Below are 21,294 nucleotides of genomic sequence, written 5' to 3'. Positions count from 1 at the left end.
AGGAATCGACATGACTGAAGCAACGCTCGCCCAATGGCATCCGCTGGGCGCTTTCGACGAATTCTCCGAAGCCGAACCGGCGGCGCGCGTCGCCGGCCAGAAGCCGATCGCGGTGTTCCGGATCGGCGACGAACTGTTCGCGATGCATGACCTCTGCACGCACGGCCATGCGCGGCTGTCCGAAGGCTATGTGGAGGATGGCTGCGTCGAGTGCCCGCTGCATCAGGGGCTGATCGACATTCGCACCGGCGCGCCGAAATGCGCGCCGATCACCGAGCCGGTGCAGACCTATCCGATCCGGATCGTCGACGGGCAGGTGGAAGTCAATGTCGGCTGATCCGTTCGTGATCGTCGGCGCCGGCCACGCGGCGCGGCGTACGGCCGAAGCGCTGCGCGCACGCGATGCGGCGGCGCGCATCGTGATGATCGGCGCGGAGCGCGAGCTGCCGTATGACCGGCCGGCGCTGTCGAAGGATGCGCTGCTGACGGACGGCGGCGAACAGCGCGCGTTCATCCGTGATGCCGCGTGGTACGACACGCAGCGGATCGCGTTGCGGCTCGGCACCCGCGTCGACGCGATCGAGCGCGATGTGCAGCGCGTGCGGCTCGACGACGGGGCGACGTTGCCGTACGGCAAGCTCGTGCTCGCGACGGGTTCGCGTGTGCGCACGTTCGGCGGGGCGATCGACGACGGTGTCGCGGTGCATTACGTGCGCACGGTCGACGATGCGCGTGCGTTGCGGGCGCAACTGGCGCCCGGGCGCCGCGTGGCGGTGCTCGGCGGCGGCTTCATCGGCCTCGAGGTCGCGGCGGCCGCGCGCCAGCTCGGCTGCGACGTGACGGTGATCGATCCGGCGCCGCGGTTGCTGCAGCGCGCGCTGCCGGAAGTCGTCGGCGCATATGCGCGGCAATTGCACGATGCGCGCGGCGTGCTGTTCCGGATGGCGACGCTGCCGCGCGCGATCCGGCGCGCGCCGGGCGGCGGCGCGGTCGTCGAGACCGATCAGGGCGGCGTGCCGGCCGACGTCGTCGTGGTCGGCATCGGCGTGGTGCCGAATGTCGAGCTGGCGCAGGCGGCCGGGCTCGACGTCGACAACGGGATACGCGTCGACGCGGGCTGCCGCACGGCCGATGCCGCGATCTTCGCGGCGGGCGAGGTGACGATGCACTTCAACCCGCTGCTCGGGCGGCATGTGCGGATCGAATCGTGGCAGGTGGCCGAAAACCAGCCGGCCGTCGCGGCCGCGAACCTGCTCGGTGCCGACGAGACCTATGCCGAGCTGCCGTGGCTGTGGTCGGATCAGTACGACTGCAACCTGCAGATGCTCGGGCTGTTCGGCAGCGAGCGCACGATCGTCGTGCGCGGCGAGCCGGCGAGCGGGCCGTTCACGGTGTTCGCGCTCGGCGACGACGGCAGGATCGTCGCAGTGGCCGCGGCGAACCTCGGACGCGACATCGGCGCGTCGCGCCGGCTGATCGCGGCAGGGGCGGTGCCCGATCCGGTGAAGCTGGCCGATCCGGCCGTCAACCTGAAGACGTTCATGTAGCAGCGGTGCGCGCGGTGCGTGCTCGCGCGGGCCGCGGGTTTGTCGGCTGCGGCGAAATCGGGGATATTAGCGGCATCGCCGATCCGCTCGTCCTCCATGACGCCAGACAAAGCCCTCGAACTGAAACGAAGCAAGCGCCGTGCGCTGTGGCTGCTGCTCGCGGCCGTCGCGGTGTTCGTCACCACCATCGTGCTGCCGCGCGGCCCGTGGGTCGACGGTTTCAAGGCCGTCGCGGAAGCCGCGATGGTCGGCGCGCTCGCCGACTGGTTCGCGGTCGTCGCGCTGTTCCGCCGCGTGCCGATCCCGTTCGTGTCGCGCCACACCGAGATCATCCCGAAGAACAAGGACAAGATCGCCGACAACCTCGCGGTGTTCGTGCGCGAGAAATTCCTCGGCCCCGACGCGCTCGCCGCGCAGATCCGCCAGCACGATCCCGCGCAGAAGCTCGGCGCATGGCTCGGCGAGCCGGCGAACACCGACGCGCTCGGCGGCTACGTGACGAAGCTGATGAGCTTCGCGCTCGACATGACCGACGACGCGCGGATCCAGTCGTTCGTCCACGATGCGTTCCGCGCGGTGATCGACCGGGTCGACCTGTCGCAATCGGCCGGCGCGATCCTCGATACGCTGACGAAGGACGGCCGCCACCAGGCGCTGCTCGACGACGCGATCGAACAGGTGGTCGACGTGCTCGACAAGGAAGAGAACCGCGAGGTGATCGCGGGCTTCATCGTCGAATGGCTGAAGACGCAATACCCGAAGGTCGAGAAGATCATGCCGACGCAGTGGTTCGGCGAGAACGGCGCGCGGATGCTCGCCAGCGCGGTGAGCCGCGTGCTCGAAGGCGTCGCGGCCGACCCCGAGCACGAGCTGCGGCAACGCTTCGACCGGACGGTCGTGCGGCTGACCGAGCGGCTGAAGCACGACCCCGCGTTCCTCGCGAAGGGCGACGAGATCAAGCGCTATATTCGCGACGGCGACGCGTTCAACGAGTACGTGCGCGACTTGTGGGACCAGTTGCGTGCGTGGCTGAAGGCCGATCTCGCGCGCCCCGATTCGGCGCTGCACCGGCAGGCCGCGACGCTCGGCGGCTGGCTCGGCGCGCGGCTCGTCGAGAGCCCGGCGCTGCGCGCGTCGCTCAACGAGCATGTGGAGCGGGCCGTGCACGAGATGGCGCCCGATTTTGCCGATTTCCTGATGCGTCACATTCGCGACACGGTGCGCAACTGGGACGCGCGCGAGATGTCGCGACAGATCGAGCTGAACATCGGCAAGGATCTGCAGTACATCCGCATCAACGGCACGCTGGTCGGCGGCCTGATCGGGCTCGGCTTGTATCTCGTGTCGCTGGTGCCGCGCTGGGCGGCCGGGTGGCTGCACTGACACGGGCACGGACGTTGCGCACGTGGCGCGACGCCGTGCGCCGCCGGATCACGCGGCAGCCTTGGCGCCGTGCAATTGCAGGCCGAGCGCCTTGATGACTTTCAGGATCGTGCCGAAGCTCGGATTGCCGTCGTGCGACAGCGCCTTGTACAGCCCTTCGCGCGACAGGCCCGCATCGCGTGCGACCTGCGACATGCCGCGTGCACGGGCGATCACGCCGAGCGCATGCGCGATGAAGGCCGGATCGTCGCCGGCCTCCTGCAGGCATGCGTCGAAGTAGTCGGCCATGTCGTCTTCGGTTTTCAGGTGTTCGGCCGAATCCCACGGCCGCGTCTTGATCTTGTCCATCGATCACTCCATGTCGAGGTGCGCGAGCATTGCGTGCGCGGCGCGGATGTCGGCCTGTTGCGTCGATTGATCGCCGCCGCACAGCAGGATGACCCATATCGTTCCGCGCCTCACGTAATAGACGCGATAGCCCGGGCCGTGGTCGATACGCATTTCGACGACGGGGGAGCCGGCGGATTTCCAGTCGCCCGGATTGCCCATCGGCAGGCGGTCGATGCGCGCCTGGATGCGGCGTTTGGCGAGGCGATCGGGCAGGCCGGCAAACCAGGCGTCGAAGACGTCGATGGTCCGGATGCTGAATGCAGGAGGACTGTAGGGCGTGCATTGCAATGTGTCAACCATGGTTCACATGTCTGTTGAATGGAACATCGTTGCCATGACAGCCCGCCGGTCGCGTCACCGGGTGTCGACTGGCCGTCAGGCCGATCTTTCCGCTGCCGGAGCCGGCCATCCGGTCGAAGCCGGAGTTGCGCGAATCCGTCTACAATCAAAAACGTCTTTGCCGCCTGCGCGTGCTTGCCGCGTGCGGGCGGGTCCGTCCGTCCTCCGGTGTTCGGGGGCGTCGCCGCGCATCACGCATCGCGTCGTGCGCGGCGGGCAGTGCCGTGGTCAGTGTCCAGTAGGTAAGGCGTCCGCGTGCCGTAGGCCGGTGCGCGTCATGAACGCCGCGTGTCCGTAGGCCGGGCAGGCGGCATAACCGAGAGTCCCCATGAAAGCATCGGATCTGTTCGTGAAGGCGCTGGAAGCCGAAGGCGTCGAGTACGTGTTCGGCATTCCAGGAGAAGAAAACCTCGATCTGCTCGAATCGCTGCGGCGATCGAAGATCAAGCTCGTGCTGACCCGGCACGAGCAGGCGGCCGGGTTCATGGCCGCCACCTACGGCCGTCTCACGGGCCGCACCGGCGTGTGTCTCGCGACGCTCGGGCCGGGCGCGACGAACTTCGTGACGGCCGCCGCGTATGCGCAGCTCGGCGGGATGCCGATGCTGATGATCACCGGGCAGAAGCCGATCAAGTCCAGCAAGCAGGGCCACTTCCAGATCGTCGACGTGGTCGACATGATGCAGCCGCTCACGAAGTTCACGCGGCAGATCGTGTCGATCGGCAACATCCCGTCGGCCGTGCGCGAGGCGTTCCGCCGTGCGGAGGAGGAGCGCCCGGGCGCCGCGCACCTCGAACTGCCCGAAGACATCGCGCACGAGGAGGGCGACGGCAAGCCGATCCCGCGCAGCTACAGCCGGCGGCCGGTGGCCGAGGAGAAGGCGGTCGCGCATGCGGTCGACGCGATCCAGGCCGCGCGCCATCCGCTCTTGATGATCGGCGCGGGCGGCAACCGCAAGACCACCTGCAAGATGCTGCTCGAATTCGTCGACAAGACGGGCATTCCGTTCTTCACGACGCAGATGGGCAAGGGCGTGATCGACGAGACGCACCCGCTGTGGCTCGGCAACGCGACGCTGTCCGACGGCGATTTCGTGCATCGCGCGATCGAGCACGCGGATTGCATCATCAACGTCGGCCACGACGTGATCGAGAAGCCGCCGTTCTTCATGCGCACCGACGACAAGACCGTGATCCACGTGAACTTCCTCGGCGCGCAGGTCGACCCCGTCTATTTCCCGCAGATCGAGGTGGTCGGCGACATCGCGAACGCGGTGTGGCAGATGAAGGAGGCGTTGACGCCGCAATCGCACTGGGATTTCGAGCGCTTCAAGATGATCAAGGCGCATTTCGACGCGCACCTGGAAAAGGGCCAGCACGATCCGCGGTTCCCGATGTACCCGGTGCGGATCGTCAACGACCTGTACAACGCGTTGCCGGTGGACGGCATCGTCTGTCTCGACAACGGGATGTACAAGATCTGGTTCGCACGCTACTGGCGTGCGCACGAGCCGAACTCGCTGCTGCTCGACAACGCGCTCGCGTCGATGGGCGCGGGCCTGCCGTCGGCGATCGCGACCAAGATCGTGCATCCGCAGCGCAAGGTGATCGCCGTATGCGGCGACGGCGGCTTCATGATGAATTCTCAGGAGCTCGAAACGGCGGTGCGGCTGAAGCTCGACATCGTCGTGATGATCCTGCGCGACGACGCGTTCGGGATGATCCGCTGGAAGCAGGAGAACATGAATTTCCCCGATTTCGCGATGACGCTGCAGAACCCCGATTTCGTGTCGTACGCGCAAAGCTACGGCGCGCACGGGCATCGCGTCGAGTCGGCCGACGATCTCGAGCCGCTGCTGCGCGAGTGCTTCTCGTCGCCGGGCGTGCACGTGATCGACGTGCCGATCGACTACTCGGACAACGAGCGCGTGCTGAACCGCGAGATCAAGCGCCTGTCGGCGCAACTCTGAATACCCGTTCACAGGAAGGAGTCGTTCCATGTTGAAGGAAACCTACCCGTACTACCTCGCCAACGAAGCCGTCTACGCGAACACCGATCTGGAGGTGACCGACAAGTTCAGCGGCAAGGTCGCCACGCGCGTCGCGCTGGCCGACGCGAAGGCGATCGATGCGGCGATCGCCGCGGCCGTCGACGCCACGAAGCCGATGCGCGAGATGCCGGCCTACCGGCGGCAGGCCGTGCTCGATCATTGCGTCGCGCGCTTTCGCGAACGGTTCGACGAGCTGGCCGAGGCGTTGTGCATCGAGGCCGGCAAGCCGATCAACGATTCGAAGGGCGAAGTCACGCGGCTGATCGACACGTTCCGCGTCGCGTCCGAGGAATCAGTGCGCATCGACGGCGAGATCGTCAACCTCGAGATCTCCGCGCGTGCGCAGGGCTATACGGGCTACACGAAGCGCGTGCCGGTCGGCCCGTGCTCGTTCATCTCGCCGTTCAACTTCCCGCTGAACCTCGCCGCGCACAAGGTCGCGCCCGCGCTCGCGGCCGGCTGTCCGTTCGTGCTGAAGCCGGCGAGCCGCACGCCGATCGGCGCGCTGATCATCGGCGAGGTGCTCGCGGAGACCGACCTGCCGAAGGGCGCGTTCTCGGTGCTGCCCGCGCATCGCGACGGCGCCGACCTGTTCACGACCGACGAGCGCTTCAAGCTGCTGTCGTTCACCGGCTCGCCGGCCGTCGGCTGGGCGCTGAAGGAGAAGGCCGGCAAGAAGAAAGTCGTGCTGGAGCTCGGCGGCAACGCGGCCGCGATCGTCGATGCCGACCAGCGCGACCGGCTCGACTACGTGGTCGAGCGGCTCGCGTTCGGCGCGTACTACCAGTCGGGCCAGAGCTGCATCGGCGTGCAGCGGATCCTCGTGCATGCCGATCTTTACGACGCGCTGCGCGAGAAGCTGATCGCGAAGACGCGTTCGCTGAAGATGGGCGATCCGAAGGATCCGTCGACGTTCGTCGGCCCGATGATCTCGGAATCCGAGTCGCGCCGGCTGTCGGGCTGGATGGATGCAGCCGTCGCGGCAGGCGCGAAGATCGTCGCGGGCGGCAAGGTCGACGGCGCGATGTTCGAGGCGACGCTGCTGGAGAACGTCGGGCGCGAGCAGGACCTGTACCGCAAGGAGGCGTTCGGCCCGGTCGCGATCCTCGAGAAGTTCGACCGCTTCGACGACGCGCTCGCGCGCGTGAACGACAGCGACTTCGGGCTGCAGGCCGGTGTGTTCACCGATTCGCTCGCGCATGCGCACCGCGCATGGGACGAACTGGAGGTCGGCGGCGTCGTGATCAACGACGTGCCGTCGTTCCGCGTCGACAACATGCCGTACGGTGGCGTGAAGGATTCGGGCCTCGGCCGGGAAGGGATCCGCTACGCGATCGAGGACATGACCGAGCCGCGGCTGATGGTGGTGCGGCGCCGGTAACGCGCGGCAGGCAGCGCGGCGCCGCGACGGCACGCGGGCGGGCGATCGGGCCGGCCTGCGTGCCGTTTTGCATGGCGGCGCGTGGAGCGGCACGGTGCCGCACATGTGCCCTGCATGTGCCGCGCCGCGGGCCGCCTGAAACAGGCTCGACTGCGGGCCTCGCCTCGTGATGTAATCGCGCGAAACTGCCGACCGGGGTACGACGCCGGAACGCGCGAATTCATTCTTCACGAGGTCGATTCATGTCCCCCGTCTCGGCATTCAAGCTGGTTCTGTTGTCATTCCTCGCGATCGTTGCGCTCGAATGCATCGCCAAGCGGCTGCGGTTGCCGCCCGCGGCCGCGCTGCTGATCGGCGGCATCGGCATCGCGTTCATTCCCGGCCTGCCGCCGATCAACCTCGATCCCGAGCTGGTGCTGCTGGTGTTCCTGCCGCCACTGCTGATGGACGGCGCGTACTTCTCCGTGTGGGAAGAGTTCAAGCGCAACGTCGGCGGCATCCTGATGCTGGCGATCGGCGCGGTCGTGTTCACGACGTTCGCGGTCGGCTTCGCCGTGCACTGGGTGGTGCCGGCGCTGCCGTGGGCCGCGTGTTTCGCGCTCGGCGCGATCGTGTCGCCGCCCGATGCGGTCGCGGCGAAAGCCGTGCTCGAACGCGTCGCGCTGCCGCGCCGGCTGATGGTGCTGCTCGAAGGCGAGAGCCTGCTGAACGACGCGGCCGGCCTCGTGCTGTTCCGCTTCGCGGTCGCGGCCGCGCTCACCGGGGCGTTCAGCCTCGAGCACGCGGTCGTGCGCTTTGCGGAGCTCGGGCTCGGCGGCGTGGTGGTCGGCTTCGTGGTCGGCAAGCTCGTCGTGTGGTTCCTGAAGCTGCTCGACGACGACTATCTCGTGATCACCGTCGCGGTGATCGCCGGCTGGATTTCGTACATCGCGGGCGAAATGGTCGAGGTGTCGGGCGTGATCGCGACCGTCACGACCGGCATGATCGTCGGCTGGCATCAGCACGAGGTGTTCTCGGCGGCCGTGCGCACGCGTGGCACCGCGTTCTGGCAGGTCATCGTGTTCCTGCTCGAGGCGATGGTGTTCGTGCTGATCGGGCTGTCGCTGCGCGGTGCGATCCATCGGCTCGGCGGTTTCGAACAGGTGCTGGGCACGATGGTGCCGCCGGTGCTCGCGGTGCTGGCGGCGGTGATCGTGTCGCGCTTCGTGTGGATCTACGCGGTCGAGGCGCTGAAGTGGCCGGTGCGCGGCGTCGTACGGCGCGGCGAGGCGCCCGACTGGAAGGCCGCGACGATCATGAGCTGGGCCGGCATGCGCGGCGTGGTGACGCTGGCGATCGCGCTGTCGCTGCCCGAGGCGCTGCCTGGCCGCGACGTGATCCTGGTCGCGTCGTTCGCGGTCATCCTCGTCACCGTGCTGCTGCAGGGCACGACGATCGGGCCGCTGATTCGGCTGCTGCGCCTGCCGCAGCGCGACGAGCGGGCCGCGCACCATCTGACCGAGCCGCAGACGTGGGCGTACGTCGAGGCCGCGCAGCTCGCGGCGATCCAGCCGCTCGTGCGCGACGAGAACGGCGTCGTGATCCATCCGCGCCTGCTCGAGCAATACACGTATCGCGCCGAGCTGACCGAACGCTCGAAGAACGAGCCCGCGTATCCGGCGGAAGTGCGCATGGCGCACTACGACGTGGTGCTGGCCGCGATCCGGGCCGGGCGTGCCGAACTGTTGCGCCTGCACCGGTCGGGGCGCATCCACGACGAGATGCTGCACGCGCTCGAACGCGACCTGGACCTGCAGGAAGTATCCGCGCAGCACGCGCGCGGCTAGGGCGCCCGGCTCGCGAATCGCACGGGCCGGCGCCCTGCCGGCCCTGACCCGCGCGCGGGGCGAGCCACCCCGTCGCGCGATTTTCCCCTCCCGCCAGCCGATTCGGAGTATCTGAATCCGGCCCTCAATATGACCGACCCCGAGCCTTGCAGCGCATGCAAACCTCGTGGCGCCGGTCTCGCAAACGTTATCGTCTCTCGAATCCGGAAATGATCTGATTTAACTGTTTCCGTCTCTTTCTGCATATTTGGCAAAACTAAACCGGAAGGAGATAGATGCTGTGTTCTAATTTCATTTAGAATCAGCCGGTTATGTTTATTGAGAGAAAGAATGCGGAGGTAATGCGGTCGTCGACGGGGGAACAAGCGGCGTCCAAAGCCCCGCAAGGCAGTGCCGACAGGCCAAATCGGCGGAATCAGGCGGGTTTTTCAACTGCCAATATAAGATAGCGTCCAAGTCGGATAAACAACTCCTATGAAAGAATCGATTGGAGATTCGGCGTTTGAAACTGTATTTATGAAAGAATCGAGCAGTGATAATGCCTCGGATTACCTCGAATCGGGGTTATCGGTCCTCCTGGTCGACGACCAGCCGTTCGTCGGCGAGGTGATCCGCCGCGCGTTGCGCAGCGAGCACGACATCGACCTGCACGTGTGCACCGACGCACACCGGGCGATGGCGGTCGCGCGCGACGTGAAGCCGACGGTCATCCTGCAGGATCTCGTGATGCCGGAGATCGACGGCCTCGATCTCGTGCGAGCGTGGCGCGCGGACGCCGGCACCGCCCGCGTGCCGATCATCGTGCTGTCCGCGAAGGAGGAGCCGATCGTCAAGCGCGAGGCGTTCATCGCCGGCGCGAACGACTATCTGGTGAAGCTCCCCGACGCGATGGAGCTGACCGCGCGCATCCGCTATCACTCGAATTCTTACCTGATGTCGCGGCAGCGCGACGAGGCGCTCGATTTCCTGTCGCACGACATGCGTTCGCCGCAGACGTCGATCCTCGCGCTGCTCGACGTCTACCGGACCGAACACGGCGACATGCCGGCGATCATGGAGCGCATCGCCGGCCATGCGCGGCGCGCGCTCGCGCTCGCCGACGGTTTCATCCACCTGACCCGCGCGCAGTCGGAGCGCCGCGCGCACGAGGTCGTGAGTCTCAACGAGATCGTGCTCGACGCCGTCGACCAGCTGTGGGAGAAGGCGGCCGGGCTCGGCTGCCGGGTGATCGCGCACGTGCCCGATACCGAGTGCGTGACGATGGGCGACCGCATGATGCTGACGCGCGCGGTCGCGAACCTGGTCGACAACGGGCTGAAATACGGGCCGGCCGGGATGGACGTACATTGCACGCTGGGCGGCGAGGACGGCGCCTGGCTGATCGGCGTCGAGGACGCCGGCGCGGGCATCGCGCCGGAACAGCGCACGGCCGCGACCGAGTCGTTCGTGCAGCTCGAATCCGCGCACGGCGCGGCGCGCGGCGGCTTCGGCCTCGGCCTCGCGTTCGTCCGCGCGACGGCGGCGCGGCATCGCGGCCAGATCCTGATGCGCAATACGGCGCGCGGCTTCATGGTCGCGCTTCGGCTGCCGGCGCAAGCGGAGCGGTGATTTCGCGGCGCGGCCTGCCGGCGCCGCGCCGCTCGCGAGACCCCGATGCGCTCGTGGCGCGCCACCCGGCGCGCATGCGGACGCGGATTTTTTCAACGCTGAATTTAGAAAGCCCATAACGAACATGGCCACCGTGACGCCCCGCGCGACCAATGAAAGCCTGCATCCGACCATCGGCGCTGGCCGGCTGACGCTCGGCAATCGCATCCTGCTCAGCTTCGGCGTGCTGTTCGTGCTGATGCTGGTGACCGCCGGCGTGTCGTACGAGCGACTGCGCGCGATCAACGCCGAAGCCATCAGCATCGAGCGCGACTCGCTGCCCGGCGTCTACCTCGCGTCGACGCTGCGCGGCTCGGTCAACGAATCGTTCACGCTGCTGCAGCAGGCGACCTTCGTCGATACCGAACCCGAAACCGTGCAGCGCGATCTCGCGAAGATCCCCGATGTGCTGAAGGACATCGAGTCGCTGTCGGTGGACTACCAGAACACGACGTTCCGCGACGACGACCGGCAGCGCTTCGTGGCGTTCCGCGGCGCCTACGATCATTACGCGCCGCTGCTGAACGAAGCGGTGCAGAAGGGCCGCGTGTCGCACGAGGAAGCGGTCGCCGCGTACGCGAAAGTGCTGCCCGCGTGGACCGAGGTCGTGCGCAACGCGAACGTGCTGGTGCAGGAGAACCGCAAGTTCGCCGAGCAATCCGCGAAGCTGATCCGCGAATCGGTGCAGGACACCGAGATCGTGCTCGCGACCGCGCTGGCGTTCGTGCTGCTGTCCGCGCTCGGGCTCGGGTACGTGCTGTACCGTTCGGTCACCGTGCCGATGGCGCGGCTCGTCGAGGTGCACGACGTGATGCGTACCGGCAACCTGACGCGTCGCCTCGATCTGCGCCGTCGCGACGAATTCGGCACGCTCGAGACGGGCTTCAACCGGATGGCCGACGAGCTGACCGAGCTGGTCTCGCGCGCGCAGCAGTCGTCGCTGCAGGTGACGACGTCGGTGGCCGAGATCGCCGCGACGTCGCGCGAGCAGCAGGCGACCGCGAACGAGACCGCGGCGACGACGACCGAGATCGGCGCGACCTCGCGCGAGATCTTCGCGACGTCGCGCGACCTGCTGCGCACGATGAACGAGGTGGCCGGCGTGGCCGAGCAGTCGGCGACGCTCGCGGGCGTGAGCCAGAGCGGGCTCACGCGGATGGGCGAGACGATGCGCAGCGTGATGGATGCGGCCGGCTCGGTGAACGCGAAGCTCGCGATCCTCAACGAGAAGGCGCTGAACATCAACCAGGTGGTCGCGACCATCACCAAGGTGGCCGACCAGACCAACCTGCTGTCGCTGAACGCGGCGATCGAGGCCGAGAAGGCCGGCGAGTACGGCCGCGGCTTCGCGGTCGTCGCGACCGAGATCCGCCGCCTGGCCGACCAGACGGCCGTCGCGACCTACGACATCGAGCAGACGGTCAAGGAAATCCAGTCGGCCGTGTCGGCGGGCGTGATGGGGATGGACAAGTTCTCCGAGGAAGTGCGCCGCGGGATGCTCGACGTGCAGCAGGTCGGCGGGCAGCTGTCGCAGATCATCGCCGAGGTGCAGACGCTCGCGCCGCGCTTCCAGATGGTCAACGAAGGGATGCAGACGCAGGCGAACGGCGCCGAGCAGATCACGCAGGCGCTGTCGCAACTGTCGGAGGCCGCGCAGCAGACCGCCGAATCGCTGCGCCAGTCGTCGCAGGCGATCGACGACCTGACGCTCGTCGCGAACCAGCTGCGCACCAGCGTGTCGCGCTTCAAGGTCGACGCGTGACGCGCGCCGATCCGCAGAACGGCGTCCACGCGCTGTTCCTGATGTTCGAGCTCGACGGCGAGCGCTATGCGCTCGACGCGGCCGGCATCGACGAGGTGCTGCCGCTCGCCGTCATGAAGGCGGTGCCCGGCGCGCCGGGCTGGATCGCCGGGCTGCTGATGCGCGGCGGGCAGCCGGTGCCGGTGATCGACCTGCCGATGCTGGCGCTCGGGCGGCGCGCGCAGGCGCTGCGCTCGACGCGGCTCGTGATGGTCCGCTGTCGCGCGAGTCACGCCGGCCACGCCGACGGCGAACGCACGATCGGCCTGATCGTCGAGCGCGCGACGCAGACGATGCGGATCGACCGCGCGGCGTTCCGCGTGAGCGGCATCGCGACCGCGCGCACGCGCTGGCTCGGGCGGGTCGCGAACACGCCCGACGGCGTCGTGCAGCAGGTGTCGGTGTCCGACCTGATCGACGACGTCGCACGCCTGTCTCTGTTCGACGGCCTGCCGGGCCACGGGGAGGAGTCCGCATGAACGTGTCCGAATCGCGATTTCGCGGCTGGTTGCTGCGCGAGACCGGCATCGACCCCGATTCGCTCGGCAACGATTTCCTGATGCGCGCGCTGACCGATCGCATCCATGCGTGGCAGGCGGACGGCGAGCGCGTGCCGTCGGCCGCGCGGCCGCCCGTGACGCCGGAAGCGCTCGACGCGTACTGGCAGCAGCTCAACGCGTCGGCCGACGAACGGCGCGCGCTGATCGAGCTGTTCGTCGTCCCGGAAACGTGGTTCTTCCGCGACCGCGAGGCGTTCGCGACGCTTGCGCGGCTGGCCGCCGAACGGCTCGCCGCGATGCCTGGCCGCGTGATCCGCGTGCTGAGCGCGCCGTGCTCGACGGGCGAGGAGCCGTATTCGGCGGCGATGGCGCTGCTGGATGCGGGGCTCGAACCGGCCAGCTTCGCGATCGACGCGATCGACCTCAGCCCGCGCGCGATCGAGCAGGCGCGGCTCGGCTGTTACGGGCGCAATGCGTTCCGCGGGACGGCGACGGAGTTTCGTACGCGCTACTTCACGCCGACCCGCGACGGCTGGCTGCTCGACGAGCGCGTGCGCGCGTGCGTGCAGTTCAGTCACGCGAACCTCGTCGAACCGCTGGCCGATACCGGCATTCGCTACGACTTCGTGTTCTGCCGCAACGTGCTGATCTATTTCGACCGCGACGCGCAGGATCGCGTGATCCGCTCGCTCGACGAGCGTCTTGCCGACGACGGCGTGCTGTTCGTCGGGCCGGCGGAGACGGGTGTCGCGATGCGGCACGGAATGCGCTCGGCGCGGGTGCCGCTGGCGTTCGCGTTTCATCGCGAGCCGGCCGGCGCGGCGGCCGAGGCTGGCGCGGCGCGACCGGTCGCGCCGCTGTCCGCGGCGGCGCCGTATCGGGGCGCGGAGCGCTTCACGATCGCACCGCTCGCCGCGCCGCGCCCGGTGGTGGCCGTCGCGCCGCCCGCCTGGCTCGGCGACGTGCGTCAGCCGTTCGCGGCGGTGCCGCCGCCGGTCGTGCCGGCGGCCGCGATCGACGCCCGGGCCGACCTCGCGCTGGCAACCGCCGGGACGGCCGCCCCGGCCAACGACGGCATCGCGGCGGCGCTCGACGATGCTCCGACGCTGGAGGATGCGCAGGCGCTGGCGAACGCGGGCGCGTTCGACGAGGCCGAGCGTGTGCTCGCGCAGTTCTCGGCGCGCGTCGGCCCGCATGCCGATGCGTTTTATCTGAACGGACTGATCGCGGATGCGCGCGGGCGCGCCGCGGAAGCCGGCGACTTCTACCGCAAGGCGCTGTACCTGCGCCCCACGCATCACGAGGCGCTGACGCATCTCGCGACGCTGCTCGACGTCGGCGGCGATCGTGCGGGCGCGCAATGGCTGCTCGAACGCGCCCGGCGTTCGGCCGGCTGACACGATGACGGAAACGGGATCGACACCGCGATGACCAGAGGAATTCATGAACCGCGACGCCGCTGCCACTGACGACGCGACGCTCGACGTCGACGATTGCTGGAACCGGATCGGCACGCGCGGCGACCGCTCGTGCGAGCGGCTGAACGACTGCCTGCGCTGCCTGAACTGCCCGGTCTACGCGTCGCACGCGGCGAAGCTGCTCGAGCGTCCGCTCGACGTGGCCGAGATGACCGACGTCACGCGCCGGATGAGCGCGTTCGGCACCGCGCAAGCGGGCGACGACGACGGCGATACGCGCCATGCGGCGCTCGCGTTCCGGGTGGCCGACGAATGGCTCGCGCTGCCGATCGGCGTGCTGCGCGAGATCGCCGGCACGCGCCCGATCCATTCCTTGCCGCATCGCCGCAATTCGGCCGTGCGCGGGGTGGTCAACATCCGCGGCACGCTGCGCATCGCGATCTCGATCGGCGCGCTGCTCGGCCTCGATGCCGGCAAGGCGGGCAGCGGCAGCGACGACGGCCGGTTCACGCGGCTGCTGGTGGCCGCGCACCAGGGCGAACCGGTCGTGTTTCCGGTCGACGAAGTCGAGGGCGTGCTGCGCTTCGGCGCGTCCGACTGGGTGCCGGTGCCCGCGACGGTCGGGCGCGCGAGCGCCGGCCTGTCGCGCGGCGTGCTGGCGTGGCGCGGCAAGTCGGTGGGGCTGCTCGACGACGATCGTCTGTTCGACGCCGTGACACGGAGCATGCGATGAGCGGCGATGAGGACCTGAGCCACCTGTCGCTACTCGAGCTGTATCGCGAGGAGACGCGCACGCAGACCCAGGCGCTGTCGGAGCGGCTGCTCGCGCTCGAATCGGGCGAGCCCGATTCCGTCGCGCTGGAAGCATGCATGCGCGCCGCGCATTCGCTGAAGGGCGCCGCGCGGATCGTCGGCGTGCCGCTCGGCGTCGACATCGCCGGGCGGATGGAAGAATGCTTCGTCGCCGCGCAGGCCGGCACGATCGCGCTGACGGCCACGCACGTCGACGTGCTGCTGGCCGGCGTCGACTTGCTGGTGCGCGTCGGCGATCCGCAAGGGCCGCCCGTATCGCAGACCGAGATCGACGTGTTCGCGGCGGCGCTGACGGGCGCCGACGGCGCGCAGACGATGCAGGCGCAGGCCGCCGTGCCGCCGCCGATACCGCCGTCGGTCGTGCCGTATCGCGATCACGACGGTGCCGCCAACGAGCCGGTCGGCGCGAGTGCCGCTGTGCCGCCGCTCGCCGTGTCGGGCACGGTGCCCGATCCGGCCCAGGCCGGCCGCGTGGCGGGTGCCGGCGCGATGCGCCGCGTGCGCGCCGATACGCTGAACCGGCTGCTGAGCCTGTCCGGCGAATCGCTGGTCGAATCGCGCTGGCTGAAGCCGTTCGCCGAATCGATGCTGCGCGTGAAGCGTGCGCAGCGCGACGCGGCCCGTTCGCTCGACCTGATGTACGAGCAGTTCGCCGACGATCTCGACGCCGGCATGCTCGCGTCGATGAACGAAGTGCGGCACATGCTCAACGACCTGCAGCGCTCGCTCGCCGAGCGCATGGACGAATTCGACCGCTTCGAGCGGCGCAGCACGCATATCGCCGAGCAGCTGTACGACGAGGCGCTGCAGTGCCGGATGCGCCCGTTCGGCGACGCGACCCGCGCGTATCCGCGCATCGTGCGCGATCTCGCGCGCTCGCTCGGCAAGCAGGTGCGTTTCTCGATCGTCGGCGAAGGCACGCAGGTCGATCGCGACATCCTCGACCTGCTCGACGCGCCGCTCGGCCATCTGCTGCGCAACGCGATCGACCACGGCGTCGATTCGCCCGACGCGCGCCACGCGCGCGGCAAGCCGGCCGAGGCGAGCGTCACGCTCGAGGCGCGTCACAGCGCCGGCTCGCTGCTCGTCAGCGTGATCGACGACGGGCCGGGCGTCGACATGGACGCGCTGCGCGCGGCCGTCGTGCGCCAGCGCCTGACCGACGACGAGACGGCCGCGCGGCTGTCCGATCCCGAACTGCTCGAATTCCTGCTGCTGCCGGGCTTCTCGATGCGCGATGCGGTGACCGACGTGTCGGGGCGCGGCGTCGGCCTCGACGCGGTACAGGAGATGGTGCGCGGCGTGCGCGGCGCGGTGCGGATCTTCAACGAGCCGGGTGCCGGCATGCGCTTCGTGCTGCAGTTGCCGCTCACGCTGTCGGTGATCCGCAGCCTGCTCGTCGAGGTCGGCGGCGAGCCGTATGCGTTTCCGCTCGCGCACGTGCGCCGCACGCTCGAACTCGCGCACGACGACATCGACGTGCTCGAAGGGCAGCCGCATTTTCCGTTCGACGGCCGGCGCGCGGGCCTCGTCGCCGCGCACCAGCTGCTCGACGCGGGCGAGCCCGACGTGGCGCGCGCCAGCACGGCGGTCGTGGTCGTCGGCGGCGAACCCGAGCTGTACGGCGTCGCGGTCGACCGCTTCCTCGGCGAGCGGATGCTCGTCGTGCAGCCGCTCGACAGCCGCCTGCACAAGATCCAGAACATCGCGGCCGGCGCGTTGCTCGAGAACGGCGACCCGGTGCTGATCGTCGACGTCGAGGACCTGATCCGCTCGGTCGACAAGCTCGTGCGCGGCGGCCAGCTCGCGCGGCTCACGCGCGATCCGCAACTCGCGCTCGCCGACCGGCGCCGTCGCGTGCTCGTCGTCGACGATTCGCTGACGGTGCGCGAGCTCGAACGCAAGCTGCTGGAAAAGCGCGGCTACGACGTGACGGTCGCGGTTGACGGGATGGAAGGCTGGAACGCGGTGCGCAGCGATGCGTTCGATCTCGTCGTGACCGACGTCGACATGCCGCGCATGGACGGCATCGAACTCGTCACGCTGATCAAGAGCGACCCGATGCTCAAGCGCGTGCCGGTGATGATCGTGTCGTACAAGGATCGCGACGAGGATCGCCGGCGCGGGCTCGATGCCGGCGCCGATTACTACCTCGCGAAGAGCAGCTTCCACGACGAGGCGCTGCTCGATGCCGTGCACGACCTGATCGGAGATGCGCGCGGATGAACATCGGCATCGTCAACGACCTGCCGCTGGCCGTGGAGGCGCTGCGCCGCGTGATCGCGCTGCGTGCGGACCATCGCGTGCTGTGGGTCGCGACCGATGGCGACGAGGCGGTGGATTTCTGCGTCGCGCATCCGCCCGACGTCGTGCTGATGGATCTCGTGATGCCGAAAGTCGACGGCGTCGCCGCGACGCGCCGGATCATGGCGCGCGCGCCGTGCGCGATCCTGATCGTGACGGCGAGCGTCAGCGCGAACACGTCGTCGGTGTACGAGGCGATGGGCGCCGGCGCGCTCGATGCGGTCGACACGCCGACGCTCGCGCTCGGGCTGTCGACCGACGCATCGCCGCAGGCGCTGCTCGCGAAGATCGACCAGATCGGCCGGCTGCTCGAAAGCCGCTCCGTGGCGCTCGTGCCGCCGGGGCCGGCGCCCACGCGCGGACAGCCGACGCTCGTCGCGATCGGTGCGTCGGCGGGCGGGCCGACCGCGCTCACCGCGCTGCTGCGCGCGTTGCCGGCCGATTTCCCGGCCGCGATCGTGATCGTCCAGCACGTCGATCAGGCATTCGCGTACGGCATGGCCGAATGGCTCGACGGCTATACGCGGCTGCCGGTGCGCGTCGCGCGGCAGGGCAGCGTGCCCGAGGCCGGCGCGGTGCTGCTCGCGGCGACCAACGACCATCTGACGCTATCGCCGCGCGGCGTGCTCGGCTATACGCGGCATCCGGCCGAAACGCCGTACCGGCCGTCGATCGACGTGTTCTTCAACAGCGTCGCGGACGGCTGGCAGAGCGAGGCGCTCGGCGTGCTGCTGACCGGCATGGGGCGCGACGGCGCGCTCGGCCTGAAGGCGATGCGGGCGAAGGGCTGCTACACGATCGCGCAGGACGAAGCGACCAGCGCCGTGTACGGGATGCCGAAGGCGGCGGCGGCGATCGGCGCGGCGTCGGCGATCCTGCCGCTCGAACAGATCGCGCCCCAGTTGATCGCGCGGATCGCGCTCGCGCCGCGCGACTGACCGCGCGCCGGGCACGCGCTGTCGCTGCGTGGCGGCGCGGCGCCTGCATTGCGTGCGTGGCGCGGCGTCGCGTACAATGGCGGCCTGCGGAGATGGCATGCCTCCCTGCGGTCGTTGCCGGCGCGTAGCGTGCGGTGCGGCCCTCAACCGCCGGTTTGCCCGGCTGATGATGCCTGCGTGTTCCTGGGTCGTCAGGAGGTCGCAGGCCGTCCACGCGGTATTCTGCCGCCCAGGTTTTGATGTTCCGTCGAATCTGGAAATCATGTTTTTCACGACTTCTGCCGATCTGTTCGCGACCGTGCGCTATGTGTGCCGCTGGCTCGCGCTTTCAGCCCTGCTCGGCGCGCTGGCCGGCACGGCTTCCGCGCTGTTCCTGATCGCGCTCGACTGGGCGACCGGTACGCGCGTCGCGCATCCCTGGCTGCTGTGGGGGCTGCCGGCCGCCGGTTTCGCCACCGGCTGGGTCTACCATCGATTCGGCCAGTCGGTCGCGCGCGGCAACAACCTGCTGATCGACGAGATTCACGACCCGAAGGCGCTCGTGCCGAAGCGGATGGCGCCGCTCGTGCTGGTCGCGACCGTCGTCACGCACCTGTTCGGCGGCTCGGCCGGCCGCGAGGGCACGGCCGTGCAGATGGGCGGCGCGCTCGCCGATCGCGTCACGCACGTGTTCCGTCTCGATCGCGAACATCGCCGCGTGCTGCTGATGGGCGGCATCGCGGCCGGTTTCGCGTCGGTGTTCGGCACGCCGCTCGCGGGCGCGGTATTCGGGCTCGAGGTGCTCGCGATCGGGCGCGTGCGGTACGACGCGCTGCTGACCTGCGTCGCGTCGGCGATCGTCGCGGACGTCGTGTGCCGCGCGTGGGGCGTCCATCACACGGCCTATGCGATTCCGTTCGTGCCGGCCGTATCGGCGACCGGACTGACCGTGACGGTCGTCGCGGGCATCGCGTTCGGCGTGGTCGGGCGGCTGTTCGCGTTTGCGACGCATGCGCTGACCGCGTGGTTTCGCCGCGTGATCCGCTATGCGCCGCTGCAGCCCGTGCTCGGCGGCCTGATGGTCGCCGTGGCCGCGACCGTGTTGAACGTGCCGCAGTATCTCGGTCTCGGCATCCCGACGATCGAGGCCGCGTTCCACGGCCCGCTGCCGCTTTACGATTTCGCGGGCAAGTTCGCGTTCACCGTCGTCACGCTCGCGTCGGGGTTCAAGGGCGGCGAGGTGACGCCGCTGTTCTACATCGGCGCGACGCTCGGCAATGCGCTCGGCCAGGTGCTGGCGCTGCCGGCGCCCGTGCTCGCGGGGCTCGGCTTCGTCGCGGTGTTCGCGGGTGCGGCGAACACGCCGATCGCGTCGACGATCATGGCGATCGAACTGTTCGGCGCGGATATCGGCGTGTATGCGATCGTCGCCTGTGTCGTCGCGTATCTGTTTTCGGGACACGCGGGGATTTATCGCGCACAGCGTGTGGCGGTGGGGAAGGGAGCGCAGGTGGAGGCGGAGTGACGCAGGGTGGCAGCCGTGGTGCGAAGTCGTTCGAGCGCGGCGGCCCCGTGCGATATCCGGAGTACAAGAATCGACTGACGGACGCTCAATGACACTGGAAGACTTTCTGACCGACGCGAAGCGCCTCGCCAGGCCGTGCCACGCGTACCGCTTCGCGGCCGGCGGCGAACCCGTCACCGGCTACTGGCATGGGATCGACGCCGGCGCGTCGTGCATCTCTGTGGAGCGCGACGGCGCCTGGCTGAACGTGTATCTCGACGAAAGCGGTACGGGCGGCCGCGTGGAGACTTCCACGCAACCTGTCCGCTCGGATCACCCGCTGTGCCGATCCGGTGCAACGTCGCTTCCGCCCGTCGATGCGGTGTTCCGCTTCGGCTCGGCCGCGATCGGCGCGTACCTCGACGCACACGGCTGGCAGCGCGACTGGGGATTCAACGACAACTTCAAGGGCGCGGCCGCGCACGACTACGCGCGCGAATGGATGGCGCAATGCCCGCTCTACACGGGCGGGGTGGTGGCCGTCACGGGCGGATGGAACATGCCGTGGCCCGACGACGACTGGCATGAACTGACGGACCTCGACCTCGTCCTCTGGACATTCGAGGAGTCGGAGCCGTGGATCGAGGTGTTTTCCGACGGCACCCGGTTCTCGGTGATCCAGCGGATCACCTAGCACGATGGAAATTCGCCGTTACTGCTTCGGCAGCCGCGCGACGTTGCGCGCCAGCAATTCCTCGATATCGATGCCTTTTTCCGCCAGCAGCGCGGTGACGACGCCGTTCAATTCGCCGAGCGTCTCCTTGACCGATTCCCGGATCGTATCCACGACGACCTGGGTGCTGCGTTCGATCTCGATGTTGACCTTGTCGTTGACGCCCTTCGCATCGAACGTGGTCGCGCGGCGCGTTTCGGGAATCAGCCAGACCTCGAACCAGCCTTCGTCGCGATTGACGTCCGACACGGTGAGGCTGCAGCCGTTGATCGCGATGTAGCCCTTCGCGAACACATAGCGCTTGAACTCGGCCGGCACGCCGATGCGGATCATCCGGTTGTGCTCGGACGATGCGATGTGCACGATGGTCCCCGTGAAATCGACGTGACCGGACAGCGGATGCCCGCCGATCTCCGCGCCGTCCTTCGCGGCCCGCTCGACGTTGACGCGCGCGCCGGTCGTGAGGTCGGCCAGCGTGGTGATCCGCAGGCTCGGCAGCATCACGTCGAAGTCGATCAGCACCGGCGAATGGATGGTCGTCACCGTCAGGCACACGCCGTCGACCGACACGCTCGCACCGATCTCGATATCGTCGGTGAACCGCTCGGGGAATGCGATGCTGAACGTCCTCAGCTCGCCGTGATCCTTGATGGCGGTGATGGTGCCAACACCCTGAACAATGCCTGTAAACATGGTCTGCCTTTCGTCGCGAATTGCCTGGCCGACATGATAAGTGATCCG

18 protein-coding genes and 1 riboswitch are annotated in these 21,294 nt (G+C 68.7%); of the genes, 15 read left to right on the top strand and 3 right to left on the bottom strand.

Annotated features, from left to right (window positions below; translation table 11 throughout):
* The first annotated feature begins 10 nt into the window (after positions 1 to 10).
* The 3 genes from andAb to H0X90_RS04395 all read left to right on the top strand — a co-directional run bounded on the left by andAb (position 11) and on the right by H0X90_RS04395 (position 2,930).
* The gene (andAb, locus tag H0X90_RS04405; protein WP_077190811.1) at positions 11 to 337 is read left to right on the top strand and encodes an anthranilate 1,2-dioxygenase ferredoxin subunit AndAb; all 327 of its coding nucleotides are present in this window, start codon (positions 11 to 13) and stop codon (positions 335 to 337) included.
* On the top strand, positions 327 to 1,547 hold the full coding sequence (gene andAa / locus H0X90_RS04400) for an anthranilate 1,2-dioxygenase system ferredoxin--NAD(+) reductase (RefSeq protein WP_077190810.1): 1,221 nt from the start codon (positions 327 to 329) through the stop codon (positions 1,545 to 1,547). The genes andAb and andAa overlap by 11 nt, the downstream gene beginning before the upstream one ends.
* 96 nt (positions 1,548 to 1,643) lie before the next feature.
* Positions 1,644 to 2,930 (top strand): DUF445 domain-containing protein, encoded by a 1,287-nt coding sequence (locus H0X90_RS04395; RefSeq protein ID WP_048988716.1) that lies wholly within the window; start codon positions 1,644 to 1,646, stop codon positions 2,928 to 2,930.
* Positions 2,931 to 2,978: 48 nt separating this feature from the next.
* Here H0X90_RS04395 and H0X90_RS04390 read toward each other — a convergent pair whose 3' ends face one another.
* Positions 2,979 to 3,278: an addiction module antidote protein gene (locus tag H0X90_RS04390; protein WP_006490972.1), complete on the bottom strand. Its 300-nt coding sequence runs from the start codon at positions 3,276 to 3,278 to the stop codon at positions 2,979 to 2,981.
* Positions 3,279 to 3,281: 3 nt separating this feature from the next.
* Entirely contained in the window at positions 3,282 to 3,620 is a 339-nt protein-coding gene (locus tag H0X90_RS04385) for a type II toxin-antitoxin system RelE/ParE family toxin (RefSeq protein WP_077190809.1), read from the bottom strand.
* A 367-nt stretch (positions 3,621 to 3,987) separates the two neighbouring features.
* Between H0X90_RS04385 and H0X90_RS04380 the strand changes: the two genes are divergently transcribed.
* The 12 genes from H0X90_RS04380 to H0X90_RS04325 all read left to right on the top strand — a co-directional run bounded on the left by H0X90_RS04380 (position 3,988) and on the right by H0X90_RS04325 (position 20,514).
* Positions 3,988 to 5,628 carry an acetolactate synthase large subunit gene (locus H0X90_RS04380; protein ID WP_006490980.1) on the top strand — a complete coding sequence of 547 codons (1,641 nt, stop codon included), beginning with the start codon at positions 3,988 to 3,990 and terminating at the stop codon, positions 5,626 to 5,628.
* A 28-nt stretch (positions 5,629 to 5,656) separates the two neighbouring features.
* Positions 5,657 to 7,090 carry an aldehyde dehydrogenase family protein gene (locus tag H0X90_RS04375; protein ID WP_006490987.1) on the top strand — a complete coding sequence of 478 codons (1,434 nt, stop codon included), beginning with the start codon at positions 5,657 to 5,659 and terminating at the stop codon, positions 7,088 to 7,090.
* Positions 7,091 to 7,332: 242 nt separating this feature from the next.
* Positions 7,333 to 8,916 carry a Na+/H+ antiporter gene (locus tag H0X90_RS04370; protein WP_006490983.1) on the top strand — a complete coding sequence of 528 codons (1,584 nt, stop codon included), beginning with the start codon at positions 7,333 to 7,335 and terminating at the stop codon, positions 8,914 to 8,916.
* A gap of 474 nt (positions 8,917 to 9,390) precedes the next feature.
* Positions 9,391 to 10,524, top strand: coding sequence for a hybrid sensor histidine kinase/response regulator (locus tag H0X90_RS04365; RefSeq protein ID WP_006490975.1), 1,134 nt, complete (start codon positions 9,391 to 9,393; stop codon positions 10,522 to 10,524).
* 124 nt (positions 10,525 to 10,648) lie between these two features.
* Positions 10,649 to 12,325, top strand: a complete 1,677-nt coding sequence (locus tag H0X90_RS04360; RefSeq protein ID WP_012493173.1) for a methyl-accepting chemotaxis protein — start codon at positions 10,649 to 10,651, stop codon at positions 12,323 to 12,325.
* On the top strand, positions 12,322 to 12,843 hold the full coding sequence (locus H0X90_RS04355; protein ID WP_077190808.1) for a chemotaxis protein CheW: 522 nt from the start codon (positions 12,322 to 12,324) through the stop codon (positions 12,841 to 12,843). The genes H0X90_RS04360 and H0X90_RS04355 overlap by 4 nt, the downstream gene beginning before the upstream one ends.
* Positions 12,840 to 14,261 (top strand): protein-glutamate O-methyltransferase CheR, encoded by a 1,422-nt coding sequence (locus H0X90_RS04350; protein WP_012493174.1) that lies wholly within the window; start codon positions 12,840 to 12,842, stop codon positions 14,259 to 14,261. Before H0X90_RS04355 ends, H0X90_RS04350 begins: the two co-directional genes overlap by 4 nt.
* Before the next feature lie 46 nt (positions 14,262 to 14,307).
* On the top strand, positions 14,308 to 15,015 hold the full coding sequence (locus H0X90_RS04345; RefSeq protein ID WP_006487850.1) for a chemotaxis protein CheW: 708 nt from the start codon (positions 14,308 to 14,310) through the stop codon (positions 15,013 to 15,015).
* The gene (locus H0X90_RS04340; RefSeq protein WP_077190807.1) at positions 15,012 to 17,321 is read left to right on the top strand and encodes a hybrid sensor histidine kinase/response regulator; all 2,310 of its coding nucleotides are present in this window, start codon (positions 15,012 to 15,014) and stop codon (positions 17,319 to 17,321) included. The genes H0X90_RS04345 and H0X90_RS04340 overlap by 4 nt, the downstream gene beginning before the upstream one ends.
* Positions 17,318 to 18,337: a chemotaxis response regulator protein-glutamate methylesterase gene (locus tag H0X90_RS04335; RefSeq protein ID WP_006497325.1), complete on the top strand. Its 1,020-nt coding sequence runs from the start codon at positions 17,318 to 17,320 to the stop codon at positions 18,335 to 18,337. The genes H0X90_RS04340 and H0X90_RS04335 overlap by 4 nt, the downstream gene beginning before the upstream one ends.
* A 79-nt stretch (positions 18,338 to 18,416) precedes the next feature.
* Positions 18,417 to 18,520: riboswitch (Fluoride riboswitch) on the top strand.
* Between the two features lie 79 nt (positions 18,521 to 18,599).
* Positions 18,600 to 19,841 carry a voltage-gated chloride channel family protein gene (locus tag H0X90_RS04330; RefSeq protein ID WP_006497324.1) on the top strand — a complete coding sequence of 414 codons (1,242 nt, stop codon included), beginning with the start codon at positions 18,600 to 18,602 and terminating at the stop codon, positions 19,839 to 19,841.
* An 88-nt stretch (positions 19,842 to 19,929) separates the two neighbouring features.
* A complete protein-coding gene (locus tag H0X90_RS04325) occupies positions 19,930 to 20,514 on the top strand; it encodes a hypothetical protein (protein ID WP_077190806.1) in 585 nt (194 codons plus the stop codon).
* A gap of 18 nt (positions 20,515 to 20,532) precedes the next feature.
* On the opposite strand, the gene H0X90_RS04320 is transcribed toward H0X90_RS04325, so the two are convergent.
* A complete protein-coding gene (locus tag H0X90_RS04320; RefSeq protein WP_069353234.1) occupies positions 20,533 to 21,246 on the bottom strand; it encodes a riboflavin synthase in 714 nt (237 codons plus the stop codon).
* Positions 21,247 to 21,294 lie beyond the last annotated feature (48 nt).

The sequence above is a fragment of the Burkholderia sp. 9775_39 genome (assembly GCF_015712225.1).
Classification (GTDB): Bacteria; Pseudomonadota; Gammaproteobacteria; order Burkholderiales; family Burkholderiaceae; genus Burkholderia; species Burkholderia cenocepacia.
This window is presented reverse-complemented; position numbering and strand designations above follow the sequence as displayed.